Origin of the sequence: Clostridium sp. UBA5988 (genome assembly GCF_002435615.1) — a bacterium.
GTDB lineage: Bacteria > Bacillota > Clostridia > Clostridiales > Clostridiaceae > Clostridium_J > Clostridium_J sulfidigenes.
The window spans coordinates 10,767-32,091 of record NZ_DJBA01000058.1 but is presented as its reverse complement, the minus strand read 5'-3'; the positions used below and the strand labels follow the sequence as shown (position 1 = coordinate 32,091).

At 29.4% G+C, this 21,325-nt stretch carries 23 protein-coding genes and 1 pseudogene; 6 read left to right on the top strand and 18 right to left on the bottom strand.

Features of this window, described 5'->3' with window-relative positions; translation table 11 throughout:
• The 5 genes from B3J31_RS13030 to nrdD all read right to left on the bottom strand — a co-directional run.
• On the bottom strand, nucleotides 1-574 hold a 574-nt coding region (locus B3J31_RS13030; RefSeq protein ID WP_346874077.1), incomplete at its 3' end, for an AI-2E family transporter.
• A 229-nt stretch (nucleotides 575-803) separates the two neighbouring features.
• The gene (locus B3J31_RS13025) at nucleotides 804-1,328 is read right to left on the bottom strand and encodes a hypothetical protein (protein ID WP_150845707.1); all 525 of its coding nucleotides are present in this window, start codon (nucleotides 1,326-1,328) and stop codon (nucleotides 804-806) included.
• An 89-nt stretch (nucleotides 1,329-1,417) separates the two neighbouring features.
• Nucleotides 1,418-1,873, bottom strand: coding sequence for a dUTP diphosphatase (locus tag B3J31_RS13020; RefSeq protein WP_150845706.1), 456 nt, complete (start codon nucleotides 1,871-1,873; stop codon nucleotides 1,418-1,420).
• Nucleotides 1,874-1,910: 37 nt separating this feature from the next.
• Entirely contained in the window at nucleotides 1,911-2,405 is a 495-nt protein-coding gene (nrdG, locus tag B3J31_RS13015) for an anaerobic ribonucleoside-triphosphate reductase activating protein (RefSeq protein ID WP_346868280.1), read from the bottom strand.
• 15 nt (nucleotides 2,406-2,420) lie between these two features.
• Nucleotides 2,421-4,664 carry an anaerobic ribonucleoside-triphosphate reductase gene (nrdD, locus tag B3J31_RS13010; protein ID WP_346868281.1) on the bottom strand — a complete coding sequence of 748 codons (2,244 nt, stop codon included), beginning with the start codon at nucleotides 4,662-4,664 and terminating at the stop codon, nucleotides 2,421-2,423.
• Between the two features lie 372 nt (nucleotides 4,665-5,036).
• On the opposite strand from nrdD, the gene rbr reads away from it, so the two are divergent.
• On the top strand, nucleotides 5,037-5,645 hold the full coding sequence (rbr, locus tag B3J31_RS13005) for a rubrerythrin (protein WP_150845703.1): 609 nt from the start codon (nucleotides 5,037-5,039) through the stop codon (nucleotides 5,643-5,645).
• 100 nt (nucleotides 5,646-5,745) lie between these two features.
• Nucleotides 5,746-5,904: a DUF1540 domain-containing protein gene (locus B3J31_RS13000; RefSeq protein ID WP_150845702.1), complete on the top strand. Its 159-nt coding sequence runs from the start codon at nucleotides 5,746-5,748 to the stop codon at nucleotides 5,902-5,904.
• 141 nt (nucleotides 5,905-6,045) lie between these two features.
• On the opposite strand, the gene B3J31_RS12995 is transcribed toward B3J31_RS13000, so the two are convergent.
• Together B3J31_RS12995 and B3J31_RS12990 are read right to left on the bottom strand one after the other, a co-directional pair.
• Nucleotides 6,046-6,915 carry a cation diffusion facilitator family transporter gene (locus B3J31_RS12995; RefSeq protein WP_346868282.1) on the bottom strand — a complete coding sequence of 290 codons (870 nt, stop codon included), beginning with the start codon at nucleotides 6,913-6,915 and terminating at the stop codon, nucleotides 6,046-6,048.
• Between the two features lie 236 nt (nucleotides 6,916-7,151).
• The gene (locus B3J31_RS12990; protein WP_346868283.1) at nucleotides 7,152-9,353 is read right to left on the bottom strand and encodes a type IA DNA topoisomerase; all 2,202 of its coding nucleotides are present in this window, start codon (nucleotides 9,351-9,353) and stop codon (nucleotides 7,152-7,154) included.
• 406 nt (nucleotides 9,354-9,759) lie between these two features.
• On the opposite strand from B3J31_RS12990, the gene B3J31_RS12985 reads away from it, so the two are divergent.
• Complete coding sequence (locus tag B3J31_RS12985; protein WP_346868284.1) at nucleotides 9,760-10,821, top strand: endonuclease/exonuclease/phosphatase family protein; 1,062 nt, start codon at nucleotides 9,760-9,762, stop codon at nucleotides 10,819-10,821.
• A 66-nt stretch (nucleotides 10,822-10,887) separates the two neighbouring features.
• On the opposite strand, the gene B3J31_RS12980 is transcribed toward B3J31_RS12985, so the two are convergent.
• The 5 genes from B3J31_RS12980 to B3J31_RS12960 are packed head-to-tail and all read right to left on the bottom strand — an operon-like array spanning nucleotide 10,888 to nucleotide 13,486.
• Nucleotides 10,888-10,995: a PhnA domain-containing protein gene (locus tag B3J31_RS12980; protein ID WP_414632083.1), complete on the bottom strand. Its 108-nt coding sequence runs from the start codon at nucleotides 10,993-10,995 to the stop codon at nucleotides 10,888-10,890.
• A complete protein-coding gene (locus B3J31_RS12975) occupies nucleotides 10,983-11,429 on the bottom strand; it encodes an MOSC domain-containing protein (RefSeq protein ID WP_346868285.1) in 447 nt (148 codons plus the stop codon). The genes B3J31_RS12980 and B3J31_RS12975 overlap by 13 nt, the downstream gene beginning before the upstream one ends.
• 18 nt (nucleotides 11,430-11,447) lie before the next feature.
• Complete coding sequence (gene moaC, locus B3J31_RS12970) at nucleotides 11,448-11,927, bottom strand: cyclic pyranopterin monophosphate synthase MoaC (protein WP_207656789.1); 480 nt, start codon at nucleotides 11,925-11,927, stop codon at nucleotides 11,448-11,450.
• Nucleotides 11,928-11,948: 21 nt separating this feature from the next.
• Nucleotides 11,949-12,959 (bottom strand): GTP 3',8-cyclase MoaA, encoded by a 1,011-nt coding sequence (gene moaA, locus B3J31_RS12965; protein ID WP_346868286.1) that lies wholly within the window; start codon nucleotides 12,957-12,959, stop codon nucleotides 11,949-11,951.
• A gap of 23 nt (nucleotides 12,960-12,982) precedes the next feature.
• Entirely contained in the window at nucleotides 12,983-13,486 is a 504-nt protein-coding gene (locus B3J31_RS12960; protein ID WP_346868287.1) for a MogA/MoaB family molybdenum cofactor biosynthesis protein, read from the bottom strand.
• Nucleotides 13,487-13,861: 375 nt separating this feature from the next.
• Between B3J31_RS12960 and B3J31_RS12955 the strand changes: the two genes are divergently transcribed.
• Complete coding sequence (locus B3J31_RS12955; protein WP_346868288.1) at nucleotides 13,862-14,920, top strand: hypothetical protein; 1,059 nt, start codon at nucleotides 13,862-13,864, stop codon at nucleotides 14,918-14,920.
• A 30-nt stretch (nucleotides 14,921-14,950) separates the two neighbouring features.
• Here B3J31_RS12955 and B3J31_RS12950 read toward each other — a convergent pair whose 3' ends face one another.
• Nucleotides 14,951-15,541, bottom strand: coding sequence for an MgtC/SapB family protein (locus B3J31_RS12950; RefSeq protein ID WP_150845691.1), 591 nt, complete (start codon nucleotides 15,539-15,541; stop codon nucleotides 14,951-14,953).
• Between the two features lie 141 nt (nucleotides 15,542-15,682).
• Here B3J31_RS12950 and B3J31_RS12945 point away from each other — a divergent pair, with 141 nt between their 5' ends.
• Nucleotides 15,683-15,937, top strand: coding sequence for a hypothetical protein (locus tag B3J31_RS12945; RefSeq protein WP_150845690.1), 255 nt, complete (start codon nucleotides 15,683-15,685; stop codon nucleotides 15,935-15,937).
• Between the two features lie 71 nt (nucleotides 15,938-16,008).
• On the opposite strand, the gene B3J31_RS12940 is transcribed toward B3J31_RS12945, so the two are convergent.
• The 4 genes from B3J31_RS12940 to B3J31_RS12925 form a co-directional block, all read right to left on the bottom strand.
• Nucleotides 16,009-16,644, bottom strand: a complete 636-nt coding sequence (locus tag B3J31_RS12940; RefSeq protein ID WP_346868289.1) for an HAD family hydrolase — start codon at nucleotides 16,642-16,644, stop codon at nucleotides 16,009-16,011.
• A 36-nt stretch (nucleotides 16,645-16,680) separates the two neighbouring features.
• A complete protein-coding gene (locus B3J31_RS12935; RefSeq protein ID WP_346868290.1) occupies nucleotides 16,681-17,007 on the bottom strand; it encodes a hypothetical protein in 327 nt (108 codons plus the stop codon).
• A 154-nt stretch (nucleotides 17,008-17,161) separates the two neighbouring features.
• A complete protein-coding gene (gene metG, locus B3J31_RS12930; RefSeq protein WP_346868291.1) occupies nucleotides 17,162-18,808 on the bottom strand; it encodes a methionine--tRNA ligase in 1,647 nt (548 codons plus the stop codon).
• A gap of 473 nt (nucleotides 18,809-19,281) precedes the next feature.
• The gene (locus B3J31_RS12925; RefSeq protein WP_150843517.1) at nucleotides 19,282-19,656 is read right to left on the bottom strand and encodes a DUF454 family protein; all 375 of its coding nucleotides are present in this window, start codon (nucleotides 19,654-19,656) and stop codon (nucleotides 19,282-19,284) included.
• 656 nt (nucleotides 19,657-20,312) lie between these two features.
• On the opposite strand from B3J31_RS12925, the gene B3J31_RS12920 reads away from it, so the two are divergent.
• Nucleotides 20,313-20,939: a TrkA C-terminal domain-containing protein gene (locus B3J31_RS12920; protein ID WP_150843516.1), complete on the top strand. Its 627-nt coding sequence runs from the start codon at nucleotides 20,313-20,315 to the stop codon at nucleotides 20,937-20,939.
• A 69-nt stretch (nucleotides 20,940-21,008) separates the two neighbouring features.
• Here the strand turns inward: B3J31_RS12920 and B3J31_RS12915 are convergent.
• Nucleotides 21,009-21,325: pseudogene (locus B3J31_RS12915) on the bottom strand (hypothetical protein); the annotation flags it as partial.

Genomic DNA, 21,325 nt, shown 5'->3' with positions numbered 1-21,325 from the left:
AATTCGGTGAATAATTCAGGTTTAGTATATATTGAGTAATATTAGCAGAGAATTGGAATAAATCCAACACTGCTGTGCCTGCAATACTTGTTATATACTTAGATATGCTATTAAAATCTTTTACTATATCCTCTACCATATCCCCATTCAAATTCAAAGCTATAACTATATTATTTATGTATTCCTCTAGAGCCTTAATATATTCAGGTATATTTTCTAAAAGTGTATATATGCTACGACTCAGCTCCGGAACTAATATCGAAAATACAATACTAATTAATATAGCTGCAGATATATATGTAATAGTTATTGAAATAAACCTTTTTGCTTTGTACTGATTTTTCTTGTCCATAAATTTAAGAACTTTATCTTCTAAAAACTTTAATGGTATAGCTAATAAATATGCCATAGCAAAACCATATATAAATGGCATTAATAGTTTAATTATTTCTCCTGCTTTATTAAAAATACCTCCTAGATTTTTTATTATAAAAAACAGTATAATCCCTACTGAAACTACAATAATATTAGATATGGTTCTTTTAGCAATATTGGAGTTTAGTTTTATTTTCATAATGGTCTCCCTTATTTTACATTTTAAATTTTTCTATGTTTTAAATTATATAGCAACATTACTTATTTAATACTTAAGTTTATTGTTTATTTCCACATTATTAACTTAGGCTACACAATTATACTATTTTTTAAGCTTATTTACTACAATAAACCTCAAAACAAAAGAAGTTCTTATATATCATCATAAATAAGAACTTCTTTATAATATATTTATCTACAAAGTTAATCTACCTTATACTAGAAATAGCCCATTTATTATCATTGTACATGATAGTTAATGTGTTATAGACTGGTTTCTCCTTGCCCTCAGCTGTAGCTAAATTGAATTTTATCTTATGCAATTTAACCTTGCTACTTACATCAACTTGGTCTATCATTTCATAACTAGTAATCCATGGACTTGAAGTCCCTGTTACCCATGATGTATTATTTTCATTAGAAAGATGATCTTTAAAATCTTGCTGAAGTTCCTTATTCATAACAGCGTATTGAAGTACTCCATTTCTAGTCATCATTCCCTTTGCCCAAAGCTTTGCAGCTTCTTCACTACTCATAGCCCCGAACTCCTTTAAAGCTTCTTCTGCTAAGCCTATATGCTCAATGATTTTATTATTAACTAATAAATTATCACTTACCATAGCCTCTACAGAGGGTTCATTTTCTTTTCTTTCAATAATATTAAAAAAATATACCATAGAAATAGCTGAAATAATTAAAGTCCAACTTACCACTGTTATCATAGTTCTTTTCATTTACCATATCCCTACCTTTATAAGCGTTAATAAAAGATTAAGAATATAGTGCCCATGTTCTAAAAAATAAATACACCTATTAAAACTTATTATTTACCTGTACTACCAAAACCTCCAACTCTTTCCTCTTCAGTATTACAGTTATCACTTACTAAGAAAGGTATAAACATAGCTTGAGCTATTCTATCACCTTTTTTAATTATATAAGGCTCTTTTCCTAGATTTAAAAGATTTATTCCCAAATTCCCATCATTCTTAGGATTGTTATAATAGTCACATTCTACCCAGCCTTGAGCATTAGCCATTAAAACTGGATGACTTCCCATAGAACTTCTAACATTAATAATCAAAGCTTCCCCTGGTTGAAAATATGACTTTACATCTGTCCATATTAATTGCTTATCCATAGGCTCTATAACTACATTTATAGGTGAATATATATCATATGCTATAGCATGCTTGCTTCCCCTTGTTGGTAACTGTATGTCTTCCTGCGGATGCTTTCTTTTCTCATCTGTAACTATTTCAAATCCTCTTGTTCTCATTGCGTCTCTCCTCTTTCTAATGCTCTTATATTAATTTTTATAACTTAAACTCTTTAACCTTATTTTCACTAAGGCTTTCTTTAACATCTATAATTCTTTGTGAGCTACTTCCTCGAAATTTTAGAGTTACATCCCTTTCGCTTATTTCAAATCTCCCATCTACAATTACATCTACATAATTTAAAACTTCTTCTTTATTTAATTCAAATAATTGCTCCCAAGTATAACCCGTATATAACCATATATTCTTATTAGATTTTTCTTTTAATCTCTTAAGTAATTCTAAGGTATTTTTATATTGAACAGTTAGTCCATCTCCACCACTTATAGTTATACCCGTAATTGGATTTTTAGTAAGCTTATCTACAACCTCATCTATTTTATATAAATCCCCTTTTTCATACCAATACTTTTCATTGTGACACCCATGGCATTTATGTGTACACTCTGCTATATAGCACACTTCCCTAAGACCTATTCCTTCATTTAAAGAACAGGGATTATACCCTATTAACCTTATAGTATCAATCACTTTTTACTGTCCTTTCTATAGCTTAGTTATAGTGCTATGCTTAAATCTTTCTTTAACTTCAGCTTGCTTAGCTTTATTAAAGTTGCGATAATCTGTAGTTAAATATCCTGTAACCCTTCTAAGTTGTTCTATTTCTTCACTATGGCAAATTGGACATCTATCATTAAATTCTCCTTGATAGCCACACTTTAAACAAGTATCTATAGGGAAGTTAAATGCTAAATAAGGAATATCTAAGCTAAAGGCATAATCTATTATTTGTTCTATTGCTTTTGGATTATCTACTACAGAACTATCTAATTCTACATAAGTTATACATCCTGAAGTAGGATATTTAGTAAATGGAGCCTCAAGTTGTAACTTAGTAAACACATCTATATTTTTCCAAACTGGTATGTGATGTGAATTAGTTATCCACTCCCTGTCCGTTACATTTTTTATAATTCCAAATTCATCCCTTAAACCTTTAATTTCTCTATTTCCTGTTATTATAGTTCCACAAGTAGACTCAATTGGTGCTGCATAACAACCAAAGTTTAAATCATATCTTTCTGAAGCTTCCTCCGCAAACTTTGAAATTCTTTCTACCACCGATAATGCAAACTTATGAACATCCTTATCATCACCATGATCTTTTCCAAAGAGAGCTTGACACATTTCTGCAATACCTGCATATCCTATAGCTTGGCTTCCATGTTTCATTACATCATAAATACAAGTGTCTGAGTCATATTCTCCACCTAGCATACTTTTATTTCTATACATGAAAGGTGCTGATTTAGCACTTTGTGAACATATATATTTAAATCTATCTACTAAGGCTGTAGCTGAAAGTTCTAAAAGCTCATTTAATTCATTCCAAAAACCTTCAAAATCAGCTTCTTCTCTTTCTCCTAAACATATCCCATGTTTTATACCTATTTTTACCAAGTTAATTGTTACTGGAGTAACATTTCCTCTTCCTACCTTTGAATATCCCATACCATGTCTATCAAATCCAACCAAGGTTCTACATCCCATAGTTGCCATAGCTGTATCCGGATTACTTAAATCTTCTACATTCTTACTCCAATCACAGTTTACCCAGTTAGGATATATTCTTTTAGACATAGATTCTATAGCTAACTTCTTTAAGTCATAGTTTGGAGTTTCTTCTGTATCATTAACCCCTTTTTTATATTGGAAGATTGCTATTGGGAATATACTTGTTTTATGATGTTTTCCTATTCCATCTATACTAGCAAGCATAAGCCATCTAGTAAGCATTCTACCAGCAACTGTAGTTCTTCTTCCTAAATTTATAGATGTAAATGGTACTTGGGAACCTGGTCTTGATTCTAGTGTATTCAGATTATGGTATAGGCCTTGAGCTGATTGCATACCCTCTCTATCTAGCTCTCTTAATGCAAAAGCTGTTAACTTAGGATATTTCTTCTTTAGCTCTTCTTTATTTTCTACGCATATTTCAGAATCTAACTCTTTCCAGCTTACTTCTTTATCTTCAAAGTAAAAAAGTGCATCAGAAAAATGCTTTTTGAAAGATATATCCACCTGCTCTTCTAAATCATAATCTATATGGCAACTTCCTGTACCTCCAAATTGTTCTTGGCTTTGTATTTGGAATATTACTGCTACTAATTGAAATGCTGTAGATAGTCCATTAGCTCCTCTTACATCCCCATTTCTAGTAATAAATCCATTGTTAACTAGCTTCTTTATATCTGGGAAACTACAATTATGCATTCCCGTAGCATAACTATCTAAGTCATGTATGTATAATCTATTTTCAATATGTGCCCTTGCTATTTCAGGCTTTATTACCTTATCTAGGGTATACCTTTTTAATATTACATTTGCACTTTCAAATTTACGACCACCAAAACTATGCTCGTCCACATTAGCATTGGAGTTCATAATATCAGAGCATTGAAGTACCTTATCTAATTTTTTATATGTATCACCATTAGTATCTCTTGCAATTCTACGCTTTTCACGATAATCTTCATAGGCCTTTGATACAGTTTTATCTTTATTATTTAAAGCCTTAACTACTATGTCTTGAATTTCTTCAATAAACAGCTCTTCTTTTCCTAACTCTATAATAGTTTTTTCTATGTTAATTTCTAAGTCACTCCAATGTTCTTTAAACACAAAGTCATTTCCATGGACTTCTTCATAAGCCTTTTTAATGGCTATATGTATTCTCTCCATATCAAAGTCTTTAACTCTTGAATCCCTTTTAATAATACTTAATTTCATATTATTCCTACCTTCCCTGAAATTTTTAATTACTACTTTTGTCCCTCAGCAGTAAATTTTTCATATTTTCATGGGCTATGAAAATATAAAACCACAGATAGATTTATTATATCTTTCACTCTATTTTAAATCAATGTCTATAAATTGAAGTAATGTACATATACCTACTGTATTAACATTTAATTCTACTTCATACGCTCTTTATCTTTATCAGATTCTAAGTACATACTATTTCAACTTATATAATCTAACTCTGATAATGTTCTCGTATCAATTTAACTCTTGCTTTAACTTACTTTTAAAAGTTATGAATAAAATTACTCTACTTTTGGAAACTTAGTAATAAGATTTAAAAATTTGGAGGTAATAAAAATGAATTTTAAAGATAGTGAAACTCGCATTAACTTAATGAGATCCTTTGCTGGTGAAAGTCAAGCAAGAAATAGATATACTATTGCTGCAAGTTTTGCAAAAAAAGAGGGACTTTACATAGTTGAGCAAGTATTTAATTATACTGCAAACCAAGAAATGGCTCACGCTAATCAATTCTATCAAAAATTAAAAGAAGAAGCTGGAAATAATATAGAAATAGGAAATGGTGCATATCCTGTAGACTTATATGATTCAACTCTAAAACTATTAAAAGCTGCTCATCACAATGAGTATGAAGAATACGATGATGTTTATAGTAATTTTTCTAAAATTGCTAAAGAAGAAGGGTTTAATGCTATTTCTACATTATTTAGTAATATAGCTTCTGTAGAAAAAATTCATGGAGATAGATTTAATTATTTTGCTAAGCAATTAGAAGAAGAGACTTTATTTAGGCGTGATGAATCAATTCAATGGTTTTGTACTAATTGTGGATATATATATGAAGGGAAGGAAGCTCCTAAATCCTGTCCTGTTTGTCTACATCCTCAAGGCTATTTCATAGAATTCTGTCGTTCTCAATTTGGTTCTAATTACACTACAAAATAATTTTTTATATTTTTAAGAAACTTTACAATGAATAATAACAAATATAAAAGCCATACTAATTTTGTAGTTAATACAAAAACTTTTTAAGGAGTGAATTAAAATGGATAAAAATGAATCTATTAAATGTACAATCAACAACTGCAAGTACAATAATCGTAACGAAAACTACTGTACATTAAATCAAATTAAAGTAGGAACTCATGAACAAAATCCTACAGTAGTTGAATGTACAGACTGCCAATCTTTTGAACTTAAATAGACTATAATTAAACGTAACCCCTTACTAAAAAAAATACTATATGCAATACAAAATTATATTGCATATAGTATTTTCACGCTTATTTAAGCCAAAAAATTATTTAAGTTAAATATAATTCATCCCTTTAGTTTAATGTTCATGTTAATTATACTTATAAGGATTAATATGAACCATACAATGCTTAATATTATGGTTTTTTTCGACACCATGGTGTATGATTATTGCTATGTCATGTCCTTCTTCTACTGTAAGTTTTGAATCTACAGACACTTCTACATCTACATATACTCTATTAGCATGTTGTCTGGTTTTTATACTGTCAATATGTCTTACGCCTTCAATAGTCTGAAGTTTTTCATTGATATCACTTATAATTTCTTCATCTGCAGAAGTATCTATTAATTGATTTATACTTTGCTTTAATACATCACAGGCTACTTTTATAATTACAACACAAATAACTATGGCAACTACTGAATCTAAAATTGGCCATCCCATTCTAGCTCCAATTATTCCAATTAAAGCTCCCACTGAAGAAAAAGAATCTGATCTATGATGCCAAGCATCTGCTCTGAGAGCAGAACTATTTATTTTGTTAGCATATTTTATTGTATAAAAATACATCCACTCTTTAACGATAATAGACAATATAGCAGCCCAAATAGCAAGGATTCCTGGATTCTTTATTTCTCCTAAAACAATATTTTTAATACCAGAATATCCTATAGATATAGCAACCACAAAAAGCATTATAGATAAAAACAAAGAAGAAATACTTTCAATTCTTTCATGTCCATAAGGATGGCATTTATCATCAGGTTTATTAGAAAGCTTTAGTCCTATTATTACTCCTATAGTACTAATCACATCAGAAAAAGAATGGATACCATCTGCAATCATAGCATTACTACTAGACATAATCCCTGCCAATACTTTGATTATTCCTAAAATGGCATTAACTAAGATTGTATTTTTACTAACTCCTACACCTATACTTGTTCTTTCCTCCATAAATTTCCTCCATTATCAATTGACTTTAGTCTAATGTTAAACCACTATTATCTTTTTCCTTAATATCGAAAATCAACAATGATATGGCTATACATCAGATAAAATATATTACTATAATACTCAGTTATGCTTATTTTGTGAGTTTTCTCAACAATTTTCTTGTACAATATATTATCAATTGATAATGAGTCTACTTTAGTTATCTATAGTGTAAATATAATTTCTTTCTTATCTTTTTAAATAAATTCCATCTTCCAACTTAAATAACCTGTTTCTTCATTCTTTTCATATCTAAAATAAGCAGCAAAGGTATTTCCTTTCTTGCTTCTCAAATTTCTAAATCCTACTTTACCATTTTTAAGAAGTATTTCTACCATTTCTTTTGTAACTTTCTTGCCATAGGATTCAATGTATTTATCATTCTTCCAAATAGTGAATTTACAACCATTTTTCCAGTTACTACATCCAAAGCTTTTTTCTCCTTCCACTACTGGATTTCCGCATATAGGACAATTACCTACACTAACAGTACCTGGAGAAAGCTCTATCTTTATTTTAGATAACATTGATGTATCCTTTTTTATAATCTCTACAGATGTACTAGTAAAATCGCAAATATGCTTTATAAAAGTATCCTTTTCTACAGTTCCCTTTTCTATATCTGATAGAGTTTTTTCTAGCTTACCTGTGTATTCTAAGTCAAATAAATCCCTGACAGGAAACATCTCTACCATTGTCCTACCTAACTCTGTACAAGTTAAGTTTTTTCCCTTAGTAGTAATATATCCTATATCTTTAAGTTTTTTAATAGTTTCAGCTCTAGTAGCTGGTGTTCCAATACTAAAACCACTCAATATAGACTTCATTAATTCTTCTGAAGTTTCCTCTGAATTATCTTCTGTTGAGTTTTCATCCTCATCATTATTTTCTTCTTTTCCTAAACTCTTACCACAGGTTTCCATAACCCTTAACAAAGTCTTTTCTGTATGATTTTTAGGTGGTTTCTTTGTTACAGTGTTAACTTTATTTCCTACAATATCCACTACTTCCTTTTCCATAACTAAAGGAAGTATAGTGTCCTTAGTTTCTATCTTTTCTACCACACGCCAACCTTCAACAATTTGAACTTTACCCTTGGAAACAAATACACCTTTAATATTTTCATCATAAACCTTAGCAGTAATTTTTGTTTCTTCAAATTCAGCAATAGGCATAAATTGCATTATAAATCTATTTTTCACTGCATTATAAACAATTGCTTCATCAGCACTAAGACTACTTGGTTTTATATAAGTTGGAACTATAGCACTATGACTCTCAACCTTAGAATTATCAAAAACCCTTTTAGTTTTTGCAAATTTTATTTGATTTTCGTATGGAAGACCCTTTTTAAGACTCTCCAAAACCTTCCTTGTTCTATCCTCTAAGCTTTCTTCCAGAACAATACTGGCAGTTCTAGGATAAGTAATAAACTTTTTTTCATAAAGAGACTGGGCAACCTTTAAAACCTTATCCGAAGTCCATCCTTTAAATTTACTAGTAACATGACCTTGAAGATTTGATAGGTTAAATAGATAAGGTGGATATTCTCTTTTCTTCTCTGTTTGCTTATCAACTATCTCTGCTCTTTGTCCTTGTAGTAATTTACCTATATTACTTAGATAAGACTTTTCCTCAAATTTTTCTGAATCATTTTCATAATATAGACCTTCGTACTCTTCATTAGCCTTAGTCTTAAAGGTAGCCGATAACTTATAATAAGTAGTAGCCACAAAGTTTTCAATTTCCATATCCCTATCATATATTATCTTTAGAGTTGGCAATAACACTCTTCCTATGTTTAGCATCTTAACATCTTCAAATTTATATCTCAAAGTTGCCACAGATGTAAGATTTATCCCAATAACCCAATCTGCCCATTGCCTTCCTATTCCAGCATCTTGTAAGGACTTCATTTCTCTATTAGGCTTTAAGGTTTCCATACCCTTTTTTACTTCATCTGGAGTCCACTCATTTAAAAGAAGTCTATATACAGGCTTTTCTTCATTGAAATATATAAATAATTCATCTGCTATAACCTGCCCTTCTCTATCAAAATCTGTGGCGGATATTATTCCATCTACATTCTCTCTATCTATAAGTGATTTAATAATACTAAGCTGTTTCTCAGCTCCCTTATCAGTAATATTTCTATTAAGTGAATCACTTTTTATCTTATATTTAAACTCACTAGGTATAAATGGAAATTTAGAAAACTCCCATCCTTTCATACTTTCATCATAATCTTTAGCATCATATAGTTGTAATAAGTGACCAAACGCCCATGTAACTAAATAATTCTCACCCTCAAAGTATCCATCTTTTCTAGTTTTTATATTTAAAGCTTCTGCAATATTCTTTGCCACGGATGGTTTTTCCGCAATAATAACCTTAGCCACTTCTCTCACACCTTACTTATTTTCTCTTACTTAAATAAACAGAGTTCTTTGCTTCAGAGGGAGTTTTTACTCCCTCTGAAGGTTAGAAATCGTTATCCAGGGTCGTAGCCGCTCTTTACTCCCACTTTGAAGAAGATGGGAGTATTAGAGCGGGTAGTCATCGGATAAATTTACTTATATTTATAGTTATTTTTAATTCTTAAAACTTTCCACTTAATTATACAATAAAATAAAACTTTATTAAAACTAGACATTTATTTTACAATATAAACTTTTTTTTGACTAGACCCTAATGTAGTAGATTATCCATAAGAGAATTGTCAAAACGATTTAATATAAGTTTTTTACTCTGTCCATAGTTTCCATGTTAAAATAGTATTACATTATTTATTTTTAGGAGGATTATATGGGAAAAAAGATATTAAAAATATCAACAACTATACTTTTAGCCCTTGTAGTTATATTTGCTACATATATAGTTTTTATGATAGTTACAGATTATAAACCTGAAGAAAAAACTGTTATTGATATAGAAAATAACAAAGATGAAATTATTAAAACTAATTCAGATCTAAGCATAACTACCTTCAATATCGGATATGGTACAATGGACGATACAGTGGATTTCTTTATGGATGGTGGAGTTATGTCTAGAGGAACAAGCGAAAAAAAGGTATTGGAAAATCTAGCTGTCATAGAAAAGATAATTAAAGATTTAAACTCTGACATAATATTTCTACAAGAAGTAGACGTAAAGGCTACTAGGAGCTACAAAGTTAATCAGCTAGAAAGAATTAAGAAAAGTTTTAGTGATTATAGTACAAACTTTGCTATAAATTATAAAGTTCCATGGGTTCCTATACCTATATTTAAACCTCACGGACAAGTTCTTGCTGGGCTTACAACACTTTCTAAATTCAACCTAGAATCTGCTACTAGACATGATTTACCCGGTAAGTCTTCATTCTTTGTTCAATTAGCTGATTTAGATAGAGCTATGGTAATAAACAGATTGGCTGTAGATAATGGTAAGGAGTTAGTTGCTATAAACGCTCATCTTTCTGCATATGACAAAGGTGGTGCTATACGTAAAGTACAACTTGGATATATTAAATCTATTTTAGAAGAAGAATATTTGAAAGGAAACTATGTAATTATAGGTGGCGATTGGAATCAACAAATTCCAGGTACTAATGCCTTCGATTTTACTACTACTGAAAAATGGCCTGAGTGGTTACAAGATATTCCTGAGGATTTTGTTCCCAGCGGTTACTCTTGGGCCTATGACAAGACCATTGCTACTTCTAGAACTGTAGCTACTCCTTATATTAAGGGTGAAAATCTAACTTCAATAATTGATGGTTTTCTAGTATCTGATAATATTGAAATTATTTCTACTAAAGGTACTGATCAAGATTTTAAATACTCTGATCATAACCCTGTTACCGTAGTGTTTAGATTAAAATAAGAAAAGAAAACCTCCATGAACTACATATAATTCATGGAGGTTTTCTTTTGTAGAGTTAATTATATCTTATATCTTTTTAACGAATTCGGATTTTAAACACATAGATCCGAAACCATCAATTTTACAATCAATGTTATGACAAATTCTATTAATAATTAAATTTAAGCTTTCCAATACTTAATTACAGAAATCTCATCACCGGGTTCTATCCATCCTTCTTCTAATACTTGAGCAAAAATTCCTTCTCTAGGCATAACACACTCCCCTGTGGTCTTCATTATTTCACAGCCCTTATGACACTCTTTTCCAATCTGTGTCACCTCCATAATAACTTCCCCAATGGAAAGCTTTGTTCCTATGGGTAGTTCATATAAAGTTATTCCTTGTGTTGTTATATTTTCTGCAAACACTCCTGGGACTAATTCTTTATTTATTTTCCCTCTAAGCTTATCTATGCTTTCATCTCCTAACAAGCTAACTTGTCTATGCCAATTACCACCATGAGCATCTCCTTCTAATCCGAAGTCGATCTTAAAGAAACCTCTTTTTATAGGTATTTTTATAACCCCTTTCTCAGTACTTATATTTATACTAATAACCTTTGCCATAACCATCTTCTCCTAACTTTAAAAATAATTAATCTCTCCAGATTTTCCACCAATCTTTCGAAGTAGCCTAATATCACTTATAACCATTGATTTATCTACTGACTTACACATATCATATATAGTTAATGCTGCTATGGATACCGCTGTTAAGGCTTCCATTTCTATACCGGTTTCCCCTATTGTTTTAGTTGTAGCTATTATATCTACCTTACTTTTCTCATGATCTAGCTGAAAGGTAATATCACACCCTGACATCATGATAGAATGACACATGGGAATTATATCTGAAGTTTTCTTTGCTCCCATTATCCCACCCACTTGAGCTACGGAAAGTACATCTCCCTTTATAATTTCCCCTTTGTCTATTTTTTCTAAAGTAGATTTCTTCATATAAATAGAACCACAGGCTATTGCCTCTCTATCTGTCTTTTTCTTTTCACTAACATCTACCATTCTAGCTCTTCCTTGCTTATTTATATGAGTGAATCCTTCATCTATTTGAACATTTTTAATCATAAGTTATCCTCCTATTTGAAACATTTGCTTATTGCTTCTACTTTTTCCTTCCATAGATAGTCTATGTCCTAATGGCTTATTATACATAGCTCCTAAAATCTTTTTCTTAAGAATACTATATTCTCTACTCTCTCGTAAATCACAGTATGATAAATTATATTTTTTTAATAAATCTCGTACATATGATAGAATATTAATTTCCTCTTCACCATGCAAACAAGACTTAATTCCACCTTCAGCAGTTAATCTAACTCTATTACACTCACTACAAAAATTACAACTTATAGGACTAATAAATCCAATTCTCCCTTTTCCCTTACTACTTTTATAAAGTTCTGCCGTTGAAGATACTCTATGATCTTCAGGTATGAGATTAGGATGTGACTCTACTATATCCTTATAGGGTATAAAATGATTTTTAAATAACTCTGTACCTGCTCCTATAGGCATTAATTCTATAAACCTCACATCTATAGGCATTTTCTCTGCAATTTTAATAAACTCATCAACCTCGTCTAAGTTTATCCCTTTCATAAGCACCACATTAATTTTTACCGGAGTAATGCCCTTATCTAAACATACTTCTATACCTTCTTTAACTTTTTTAAGATATGAGCGTCCTGTTATTCTTTCATACTTGTCTTCCTTTAATGTATCCATACTAACATTTACTCTATTTAACCCTGCCTTCTTTAATTCATCTATTTTATCCTTCAAAAATATGCCATTAGTAGTTAAAGATATATCTTTAATTCCTTTAACTTGGGATGCATTATATATAATCTTAGAAATATCCTTTACAATCAACGGTTCTCCACCAGTAAATCTAACTTTCTCAACACCACATTCAGCAAATATTCTAATAATTAAATCTATTTCTTCTATAGACATTTTCGAACTAACATAATTTTGATTACACTTTCCTTCTGGCATGCAATACATACATCTTAAATTGCACATATCCGTAAGAGAAACTCTTAAATAATTTATGTTACGTCCATGGGAATCTTCCATAAATACTCCTCCCTTTATACCCCCTATAAATCAACTTCACTCCTAGCACATTCTGAAGTTTCTCCAGATAAAATCTTTATTCCATGATCTAAAGATGGTAAAATAAATTCTATATTTTCTTTAGCACCTCTAGGACTTCCTGGTAGATTTATAATTAAAGAATTCTTTCTAAGACCTGCAATTCCCCTAGACAGCATAGCTCTTGGTGTAATTTCCATAGACTTCATTCTCATAAATTCTCCAATACCAGGTACATACTTTTCTATAACTTGTAAAGTTGCCTCTGGAGTTACATCCCTCTTTGAAAATCCAGTTCCTCCATTAGTAATTACCAAGGGTATATTTAATTCATCACATATATATATAAGTTCTTTTTTTATATCTACAACTTCATCAGGTATAATTTTATAATAATGGACTATATATTTATTTTTTTCTAAATACTCCCTTAACACTTGCCCTGTCTCATCTATACGCTGTCCTTCAGAACCTTTATCACTTATAGTTAAAATTGCAGTTTTTTTCATACTATAACCTCCATAAAGTTATTGTTAATTAAAATATTTAGATAAATACAATTTTTATATTAAACGCAAAACTATATCCTGACTATCTCATCAGTTTTTAATAATATTAATTATATCACATTTATTATATTTTATGTAAATATATTCAATTATTTTTTTTCAAATTGTACATTATAAAAATAATTAGTTTCCCGACTTTTATTTTCTATAACATACCTTTTAATACATAAATGAATTGTAAATTTTATACATTTTTACATTTATTTCTTGATATAAACCTTCTACAAATGTAGAATATAATTATATACTACATTTGTAGGAGTGATAATACTTGTTAATACTTTTTCAACCAATTTTAATGGAGGTGTAGATAACATGAACAAAAGATTTAAAAATATTTTTGATAGGAAGAAAAAACTTAATGGTATCTCCTTGTTATATATTATACTTTTCTTTAGTATCGTTATATTTTCCCTAATTGCTTGCGAAAGAGTAAATCCTTCTCCTGATAAAGCCGTTGCTGAATCTTTTATAGAAAATTACTATAATATTTCAGACTACACTTTAACAGATCAACTTTCTAAACTTTTTGAAAGCTCTCTTGAAGGACGTGCTCCTTCTAATGGGGAGACAGGTATTGTTACACTTTCTCCTGAAGATGAAACTAAAATTAGAGAAGCTTGTTTAAAAAATATAGGTGATTCTATTACTTCTCAATTAGGTGATGAACTTATTTCAAATAGATTCCCCTTATCTTCTATAAAAATGGCTAAGGACTATGAATATACAACTACCATATCTAACATTATTCTTGATAAAGATTCTAGTGATAATGATACCGAAGCTTATTACAAATATAATGCTGATATTAATATAATATATAATGATGGATACAAGGAAAAGCAAACTCTAGAAGGAAAAATTAAGCTAATAAATAAAAATAAAAAATGGCTTGTTTCTATTTTTACTCCATTGACAGAAATATTACCAAATAAAAAATATTATAATCCACAAAATTTAGATTCTCATTCACTGCAAACTAATGATTCTACATCTATAAACTATGATATTAGCTCCGCTGAAGAATTTTGTAACTTATATATGAATGCTATGATAAACAAAGAATATTCCTTCATTTACAATTACACAGTCAATTCTTCTAATAGTACTACTTTAGAAGAAGGTCAAAAAATATGGAATGAAATAGATATTGACTATGTAAAAATACGTAATGCTGAAGTAAGAAATAATAAAGCTTATTACGAACTAGAAATAAACGTTAAAGAACCAGGAAATTCTTCCTTCGATAAAGGTGTAACCGTCAGGTGGCTATATATATTTTATAGTAAAAAAAGTAATACTTGGGTTGCAGAGGGACTTATGTCTGATGGTAAACCAGATGAAAGCTGGTGGGATACTATTTATGGTGGTTAATACTGATATTATAAAGCCAATAAGTAGAGACTACTCTCTACTTATTGGCTCATTTACTTTCTCGTATAAAGTTATAACATCCTCACTATTTTTTCCTTCAGTAATATTATAATCTTCATCAACTTCATCTTCTTTTTCTTTTTTCCTAAACCTTATTCTCCACTTTGTTTCTTTTTGTATAACTCTATCAGCTTTTTTAAATAAGCTTAGTATTATAAATATGATTACGGCTGATGTTAAGGATAGTGCATAGAGTCCTCTTCCTACCGCTAAACCTAAGCATGCCACAATCCAAAGAGTTGCGGCAGTAGTTAAACCTCTTACCGATCCCTTATCTCTTAAAATAGTACCAGCACCTAAAAATCCAACACCACTTATAACCTGAGCTCCTAATCTAGCTGTATCAACTTTTAGAACTTCAGCATACATAGGATTTTGCGCGATAATCATGATTTTTTGTAGATCATACTCTGCTATTAAAGAAATAATTGTAGCTCCTAAGCATACTAATATATGAGTTCTAAACCCTGCTGGACTATTTTTAAATTCCCTTTCATATCCAACAAGCCCCCCTATTATAACGCCTACTATAAGCCTTTCTAACACTACTATATAATCCATAATTTCCTCCCCATCATAGTATAATTACTTATATTATATTCATAGGTTTAATATTGTTTAAAAAAATGTTATAATTACTTTACAACTTAAAGGCAAGGAGGATTTTAGATAATACTTTAAACTTATCTAAATAACAGTTATATGAAAAGAAAAGAAAATTTAATTCGTATAATTACCGGAATAATCTGTGGATTATCTGTATTATCTCTAATAGTTACCATCGTCTCATCTATTTCTATGCTTTTAGGATTTGATGTTAATATTCAATCAAAATTATTAACTTTAATAAGCACATCTGATGTTATATCTACTGAAATATCATCTTTACTCATACTTATTTGTATGTCCATTGGAGTTATTGTTTGCTTAAATATAAATAAAAATTCAACTAATTAGAATAGTAATATTAAAAACTAATCCCAATGAAAAAATTATATATTTTCATTGGGATTATATATTTTTATTGTCTAAAAATACATATCTACTAGTTCTGGAAACCTATCTATTTTATAATCATAATCTTCCACATCCCCAAATCCATAAGATGCATACACAAAAGGTATTCCTGCTAACCTAGCTGCATTTCTATCACCTTGTGTATCCCCAACATATATAGGATTCTTTAAACTATTTCTATTAATTATAATCTTTATATTTTCACCCTTTGTAAGTCCTGTTCTACCTGGGTGTTCAAAATCTATAAAATACTTTTTCATGTTATGGGCATGAAAAAAAGCTTCTATATACCCATGATGACAGTTACTAACTATAAATAGCTTATATTTTTGTGAAAGCTTCTTTAAGGTTTCTTCTAGTCCTTGAAAAAGAATTCCTCCATGAATCGGTAAATATTCATTTTCTTTCTTACAACAATAATTCATAAATTCAATTGCTCGCTCCTCTTGTAAATTTGGAAGAAGAGCCTTTACTATCTCTATAACTGGTACCCCTACTACTGATTTTAATTTTTCCTTTGTAATTATTGCATCAATATCATTAAAATCCTTTATAGCTTCATTCCATATTTCTACAATAGCATCTAATGAATCCCACATAGTTCCATCTAAATCAAATATAATGCTATCTACTTTCTCTAATAACATAACCTCACTCCTAAATATATTATTTTTCATTAGTAATTATTCATAATTGGGCTCCAAGTAAACTATTTTTTTGCCATGTTTCTTGGCATATTCAATTTCACTTCTAGTGCTGCATCCTATATACCCATTCTTATTTATAACAAAGATTTCATCTGCCATATCAATTTTTCTTTTATGAATATCATCTAGCATAATTTTAACTTCATCTGTAATTATAGTTCCAAATTCACCATCTGCATGGCCAAATAATCCTACTGATATTACAATTATCCCCTGAAGAGTTAACTCCTTTTGAACTTTTATAAAATCCTCTTTAAACTTCGTACTTCCACATAAAGTTACTACTTTATATTTATCCACCATTTTATACTCACTTCCCAACTCTTAAATGTAAAACTATAGTAAATTATAAGTTACCATTCTTACCCATTCTTACAAAAGAAGTTATCAAAAATTTTAATAATACACTAACATATAAATTATATCATAATATTCCAAAATGTTTTATTAATGGATATTAAGTAGATTTAATATCTTTTCCATGTTGTTCTAATTTACTTAATTCTTCATCAACAATACTCTTATCTAGTCTTTCAAATAAAACATGAAAATCACTTATATTTACTCCTGAATTTAATTCAATCTCTTTCCACCTATTTTCTTCGCAATAAAACCAACTTTTAATCTTTTCTGAGGACTCTGGCAAAAATGGATTTAGAAGATTTGCTAGGTTTACAATAGCATATAAACAATTATAAATAGTATTTTCACACTGTTTACTATCTTGTTTTATGGTAATCCAAGGCATTTCTTCATCAAAATATTTATTTATACTTCGTATAAATGTAAATATTCTTTCTATGGCAGATTTTAAATTCCCTTCTTCTATATTTTCACCAATATTTTTATATAATTCTTCTATAGTACTTTTAATTGACTCTTCAACTTTTCCTTTTGGTACCTTGCTATTAAAATTCTTCTTAGCAAATACCAAAGTTCTATTAACTAGATTTCCGTAAGCTCCCAATAATTCACCATTATTTTTATTTATGAACTCCCTCCAAGTGAAATCAGTATCTCTTCTTTCAGGTCCATTTGAAATGAAGAAATATCTTATTAAGTCACTATTATATCTATCTACTATATCCGGTACCCAAATTGCCCAGTTATTACTTGTTGATATTTTCTTTCCTTCTAAAGTCACATATTCACTAGAAATAACCTTATCTGGATTTCTTTCTGGTCCTGTTCCTCTTAATAATGCTGGAAGTATGATTGTATGAAATGGTATATTATCTTTCCCATGAATATAATATGAAATACTGCTACTATTCCAATACTCACTACAATTTTTATTATTTTCTTTTCCCCACTTCTCACTTACAGTTAAATATCCTAATACAGCATCAATCCATACATATACTTTCTTATCTTCGAATCCTTTAATTGGTATATCTATTCCTATATCTAAATCCCTAGAAATAGCTCTATCTTTCAAGCCTTCATTTAAGTATCTTTCTGTACTATTTACTGCATTTATTCTCCAGTCTTTTCTAGACCTTTCTAAATGCTTTCTAAGTCCCTTTTCAAAAGTAGATAATGCAAAGTATAATTGTTTAGTGGATTTTACTACTGGCTTACTACCACATAATTTACACTGTCTATCCTTTAACTCTAAGGGATCTAGAAGGGTTGAACAATTTTCACATTGATCACCTCTTGCAATACTATTGCAATGTGGACATACTCCCTCTACATATCTATCAGGTAAAAATTGCTTGCACTCCTCACAATAAACTTGACTTACTTTTTTTTCATATATTAATCCTTTTTCATATAGACTTATAATTATCCTTCTTACTTCTTCTTTATGCTGATTATCATCAGTTCTTGAATAACAATCATAACTGAAATTTAACTTATCAAAACAATACTTAAATTCCTCATGATATCTATTAGCTATAACTTCAGATAGTACACCCTCTTTTTTTGCTCTAATAGAAATAGGTGTTCCGTGACAATCACTTCCTGAAATATATAATACATCATCCCCTTTTGCTCTATAATACCTAGCTATAACATCTCCAGGCAGTAATGCTGCAATATGCCCTATGTGCAATGAACCATTGGCATATGGCCATGCTCCTCCAATTAAAATATTCATTCTACTCTCCTCCTCTTATACTATTTAATTTTTCACTTCTCCAAATCACAAATTTGGAGTAAAACTAAAAAACTCCCGCTCCTAAGAAATTAATCTTAGGAACGAGAGTTAAAACTTCGTGTTACCATCCTACTTCATTTACATTTCACAATATAAATCTCTTCAAGTACGCTATAATTAAAATTTCTTACATGAAACTTATTCCATGACTAGTACATAGATAAAATTTCTCATAAAAATCCTGTTTATAGTTATACTCTATCACTATTACGGGTGAACCCGTTGCAGCCTTAATATTAAATCTCGGTGCACTGCTCCAAGGCCATTTTCTCTTTAATATCCTTTGCTTCTTCTCACCAATGAAAGCTCTCTGTATAAGTATTCTTAAAGTTACTTTCCTTTTCTTTGCATTTAGCTATTATACTTATAATTATATATATATTTACCAACTTGTCAATTGAAGTTTAAAACTATTAATTATTAATGGTTTTTATTACAAATAAAAAATAGTAATATTTAATTATTATCATCAAAATAATAATGCATTTTATAACTAAACTATCTAAAATTATAAGTGGAAATGCCATCATAAAATCTGCAAATAACAATATAGTCATCTTTTGTTTTAATGTCATTGCTTTTTCCTTTACAAAACTATCTAGGTGTTTTTTATATATCTTTGTGTTCTTGAACCAAATATCAAATCTCTCAGACCCTTTTACAAAGAAAAAAGACGCTAACAGCAAAAATGGTGTTGTAGGGAGTATAGGTAATATAATCCCTATGGCTCCAAGTGTAAAACATATCAACCCTACAGATACGCATATAAACTTTTTACACTTATTCATAGTAACTCCCTTCCTAAATCCTTATAGATATAATCATTTTAATATGTATACATTATAATAACCAACAATTAATTTCAATATATTTTATCAATTACTTTTTTCTATTTTAATAATTTAAATCTTTATCTTTAGTAAGCAAGACACAGACAGAAAAAGCCTACCATCTATATGGTAGACTTTTCTGTCTGTGTCTTGTTTAATGTCTAGTTCTTTTAAAATTATAGGGAAATTTTAAATGAAACTATTTATATATATTAAATTGTTAATATATAGCATGAAAAATTTGTTCTTTAATGTTATTATAATACAAAATACTAAAATTTCAAAATATATTTTTCTACAAAATTTTATTTTTTTTTAATTTTAGTCTTTTATTACAATATAATAGAATATATACTATTAATATCGTCTATATAAATATTAAAATTAACTTTAATATTTTCTTTAAACTGTTGCTACGTTCAAAAAGTAAACTTACTCCCTACAAAGTGTAAACGTTTATGGAAGATGTTAATTAAAGTATATCACTATTATATTCTATGTCAATTCATTATAATAAAGTGGAATGCTGATTTTATTTGTACTTATATATACTAATTTAAAATTAAATATGATATATTTAATTTTGTTATTAATATAGTTATAGGAGAATTATTATGGAAAATAAATTTAAAATAACAAGCCCTAGATATCAACAAATAGCTGCTGATGTTGCAGCCAAAATCGTTGATGGTCATTATAAAGTTGGTGATAAGATTTATGCAAGATCTTCTCTTGCAAGTCAATATGGTGTCTCATCTGAAACCGCAAGGCGTGCTATTTGTGTATTATCAGACTTAAATATTGTGGATACTTCCAAAGGTAGTGGAGTTACTATAAAATCCTACGAAAATGCTATAAAATTTATTAAACAATATGATAATATTAATACTATAAGTAATCTAAAGCAGGATATTATTGATAGTGTTGAAAGACAAAAAAAAGAAATAAAATTCTTATATGGATGTCTTTCTGATCTAATAGATAAAACTGATAGATTACGCTCTGTAAATCCATTTACACCATTTCAAGTAGACATAACATCTGCTACACCTTATATTAATAAATCTGTATCTGATATAAACTTTTGGCATAATACTTCAGCAACAATAATTGCAATCAGAAGAAATGACTCTTTACTTATGTCGCCAGGACCATACGCAGTTTTTCAAGAAAATGATATATTTTATTTTGTTGGAGATGAAAATTCTATTGAGCGTGTAAAAAAATTTTTATATCCCTAATTTAAATTGTTTGTAATAAACTTAATATAAATTGGCTCTGTTGAAAATTACAGTGATAAAATATACATGCTATGAGAATATTGGTGGACGACCCTTAAAGTTCGTGCTGAAATAAGGCTTTGTGCCCCTAAAAAATATAGGCGTAGCCTCACATTTCGACTCTATGTATTTAAAAAGAAACATATAATTACTAAGGTATTTAGTTGATACACCTCTATAGGTCCTCATAAAACTTTCCACTTTGCTATGAAGGTTATTAATTCTTTCGATATTATATGAACCTACCCTGCGAGAACCCGTAGGGATTGCTACATGTTTTGATTTACTATAGGAAGATAATGTTTTGTAACTAAACAGTGACTCAGTTACAAGCACACTATCTTTTT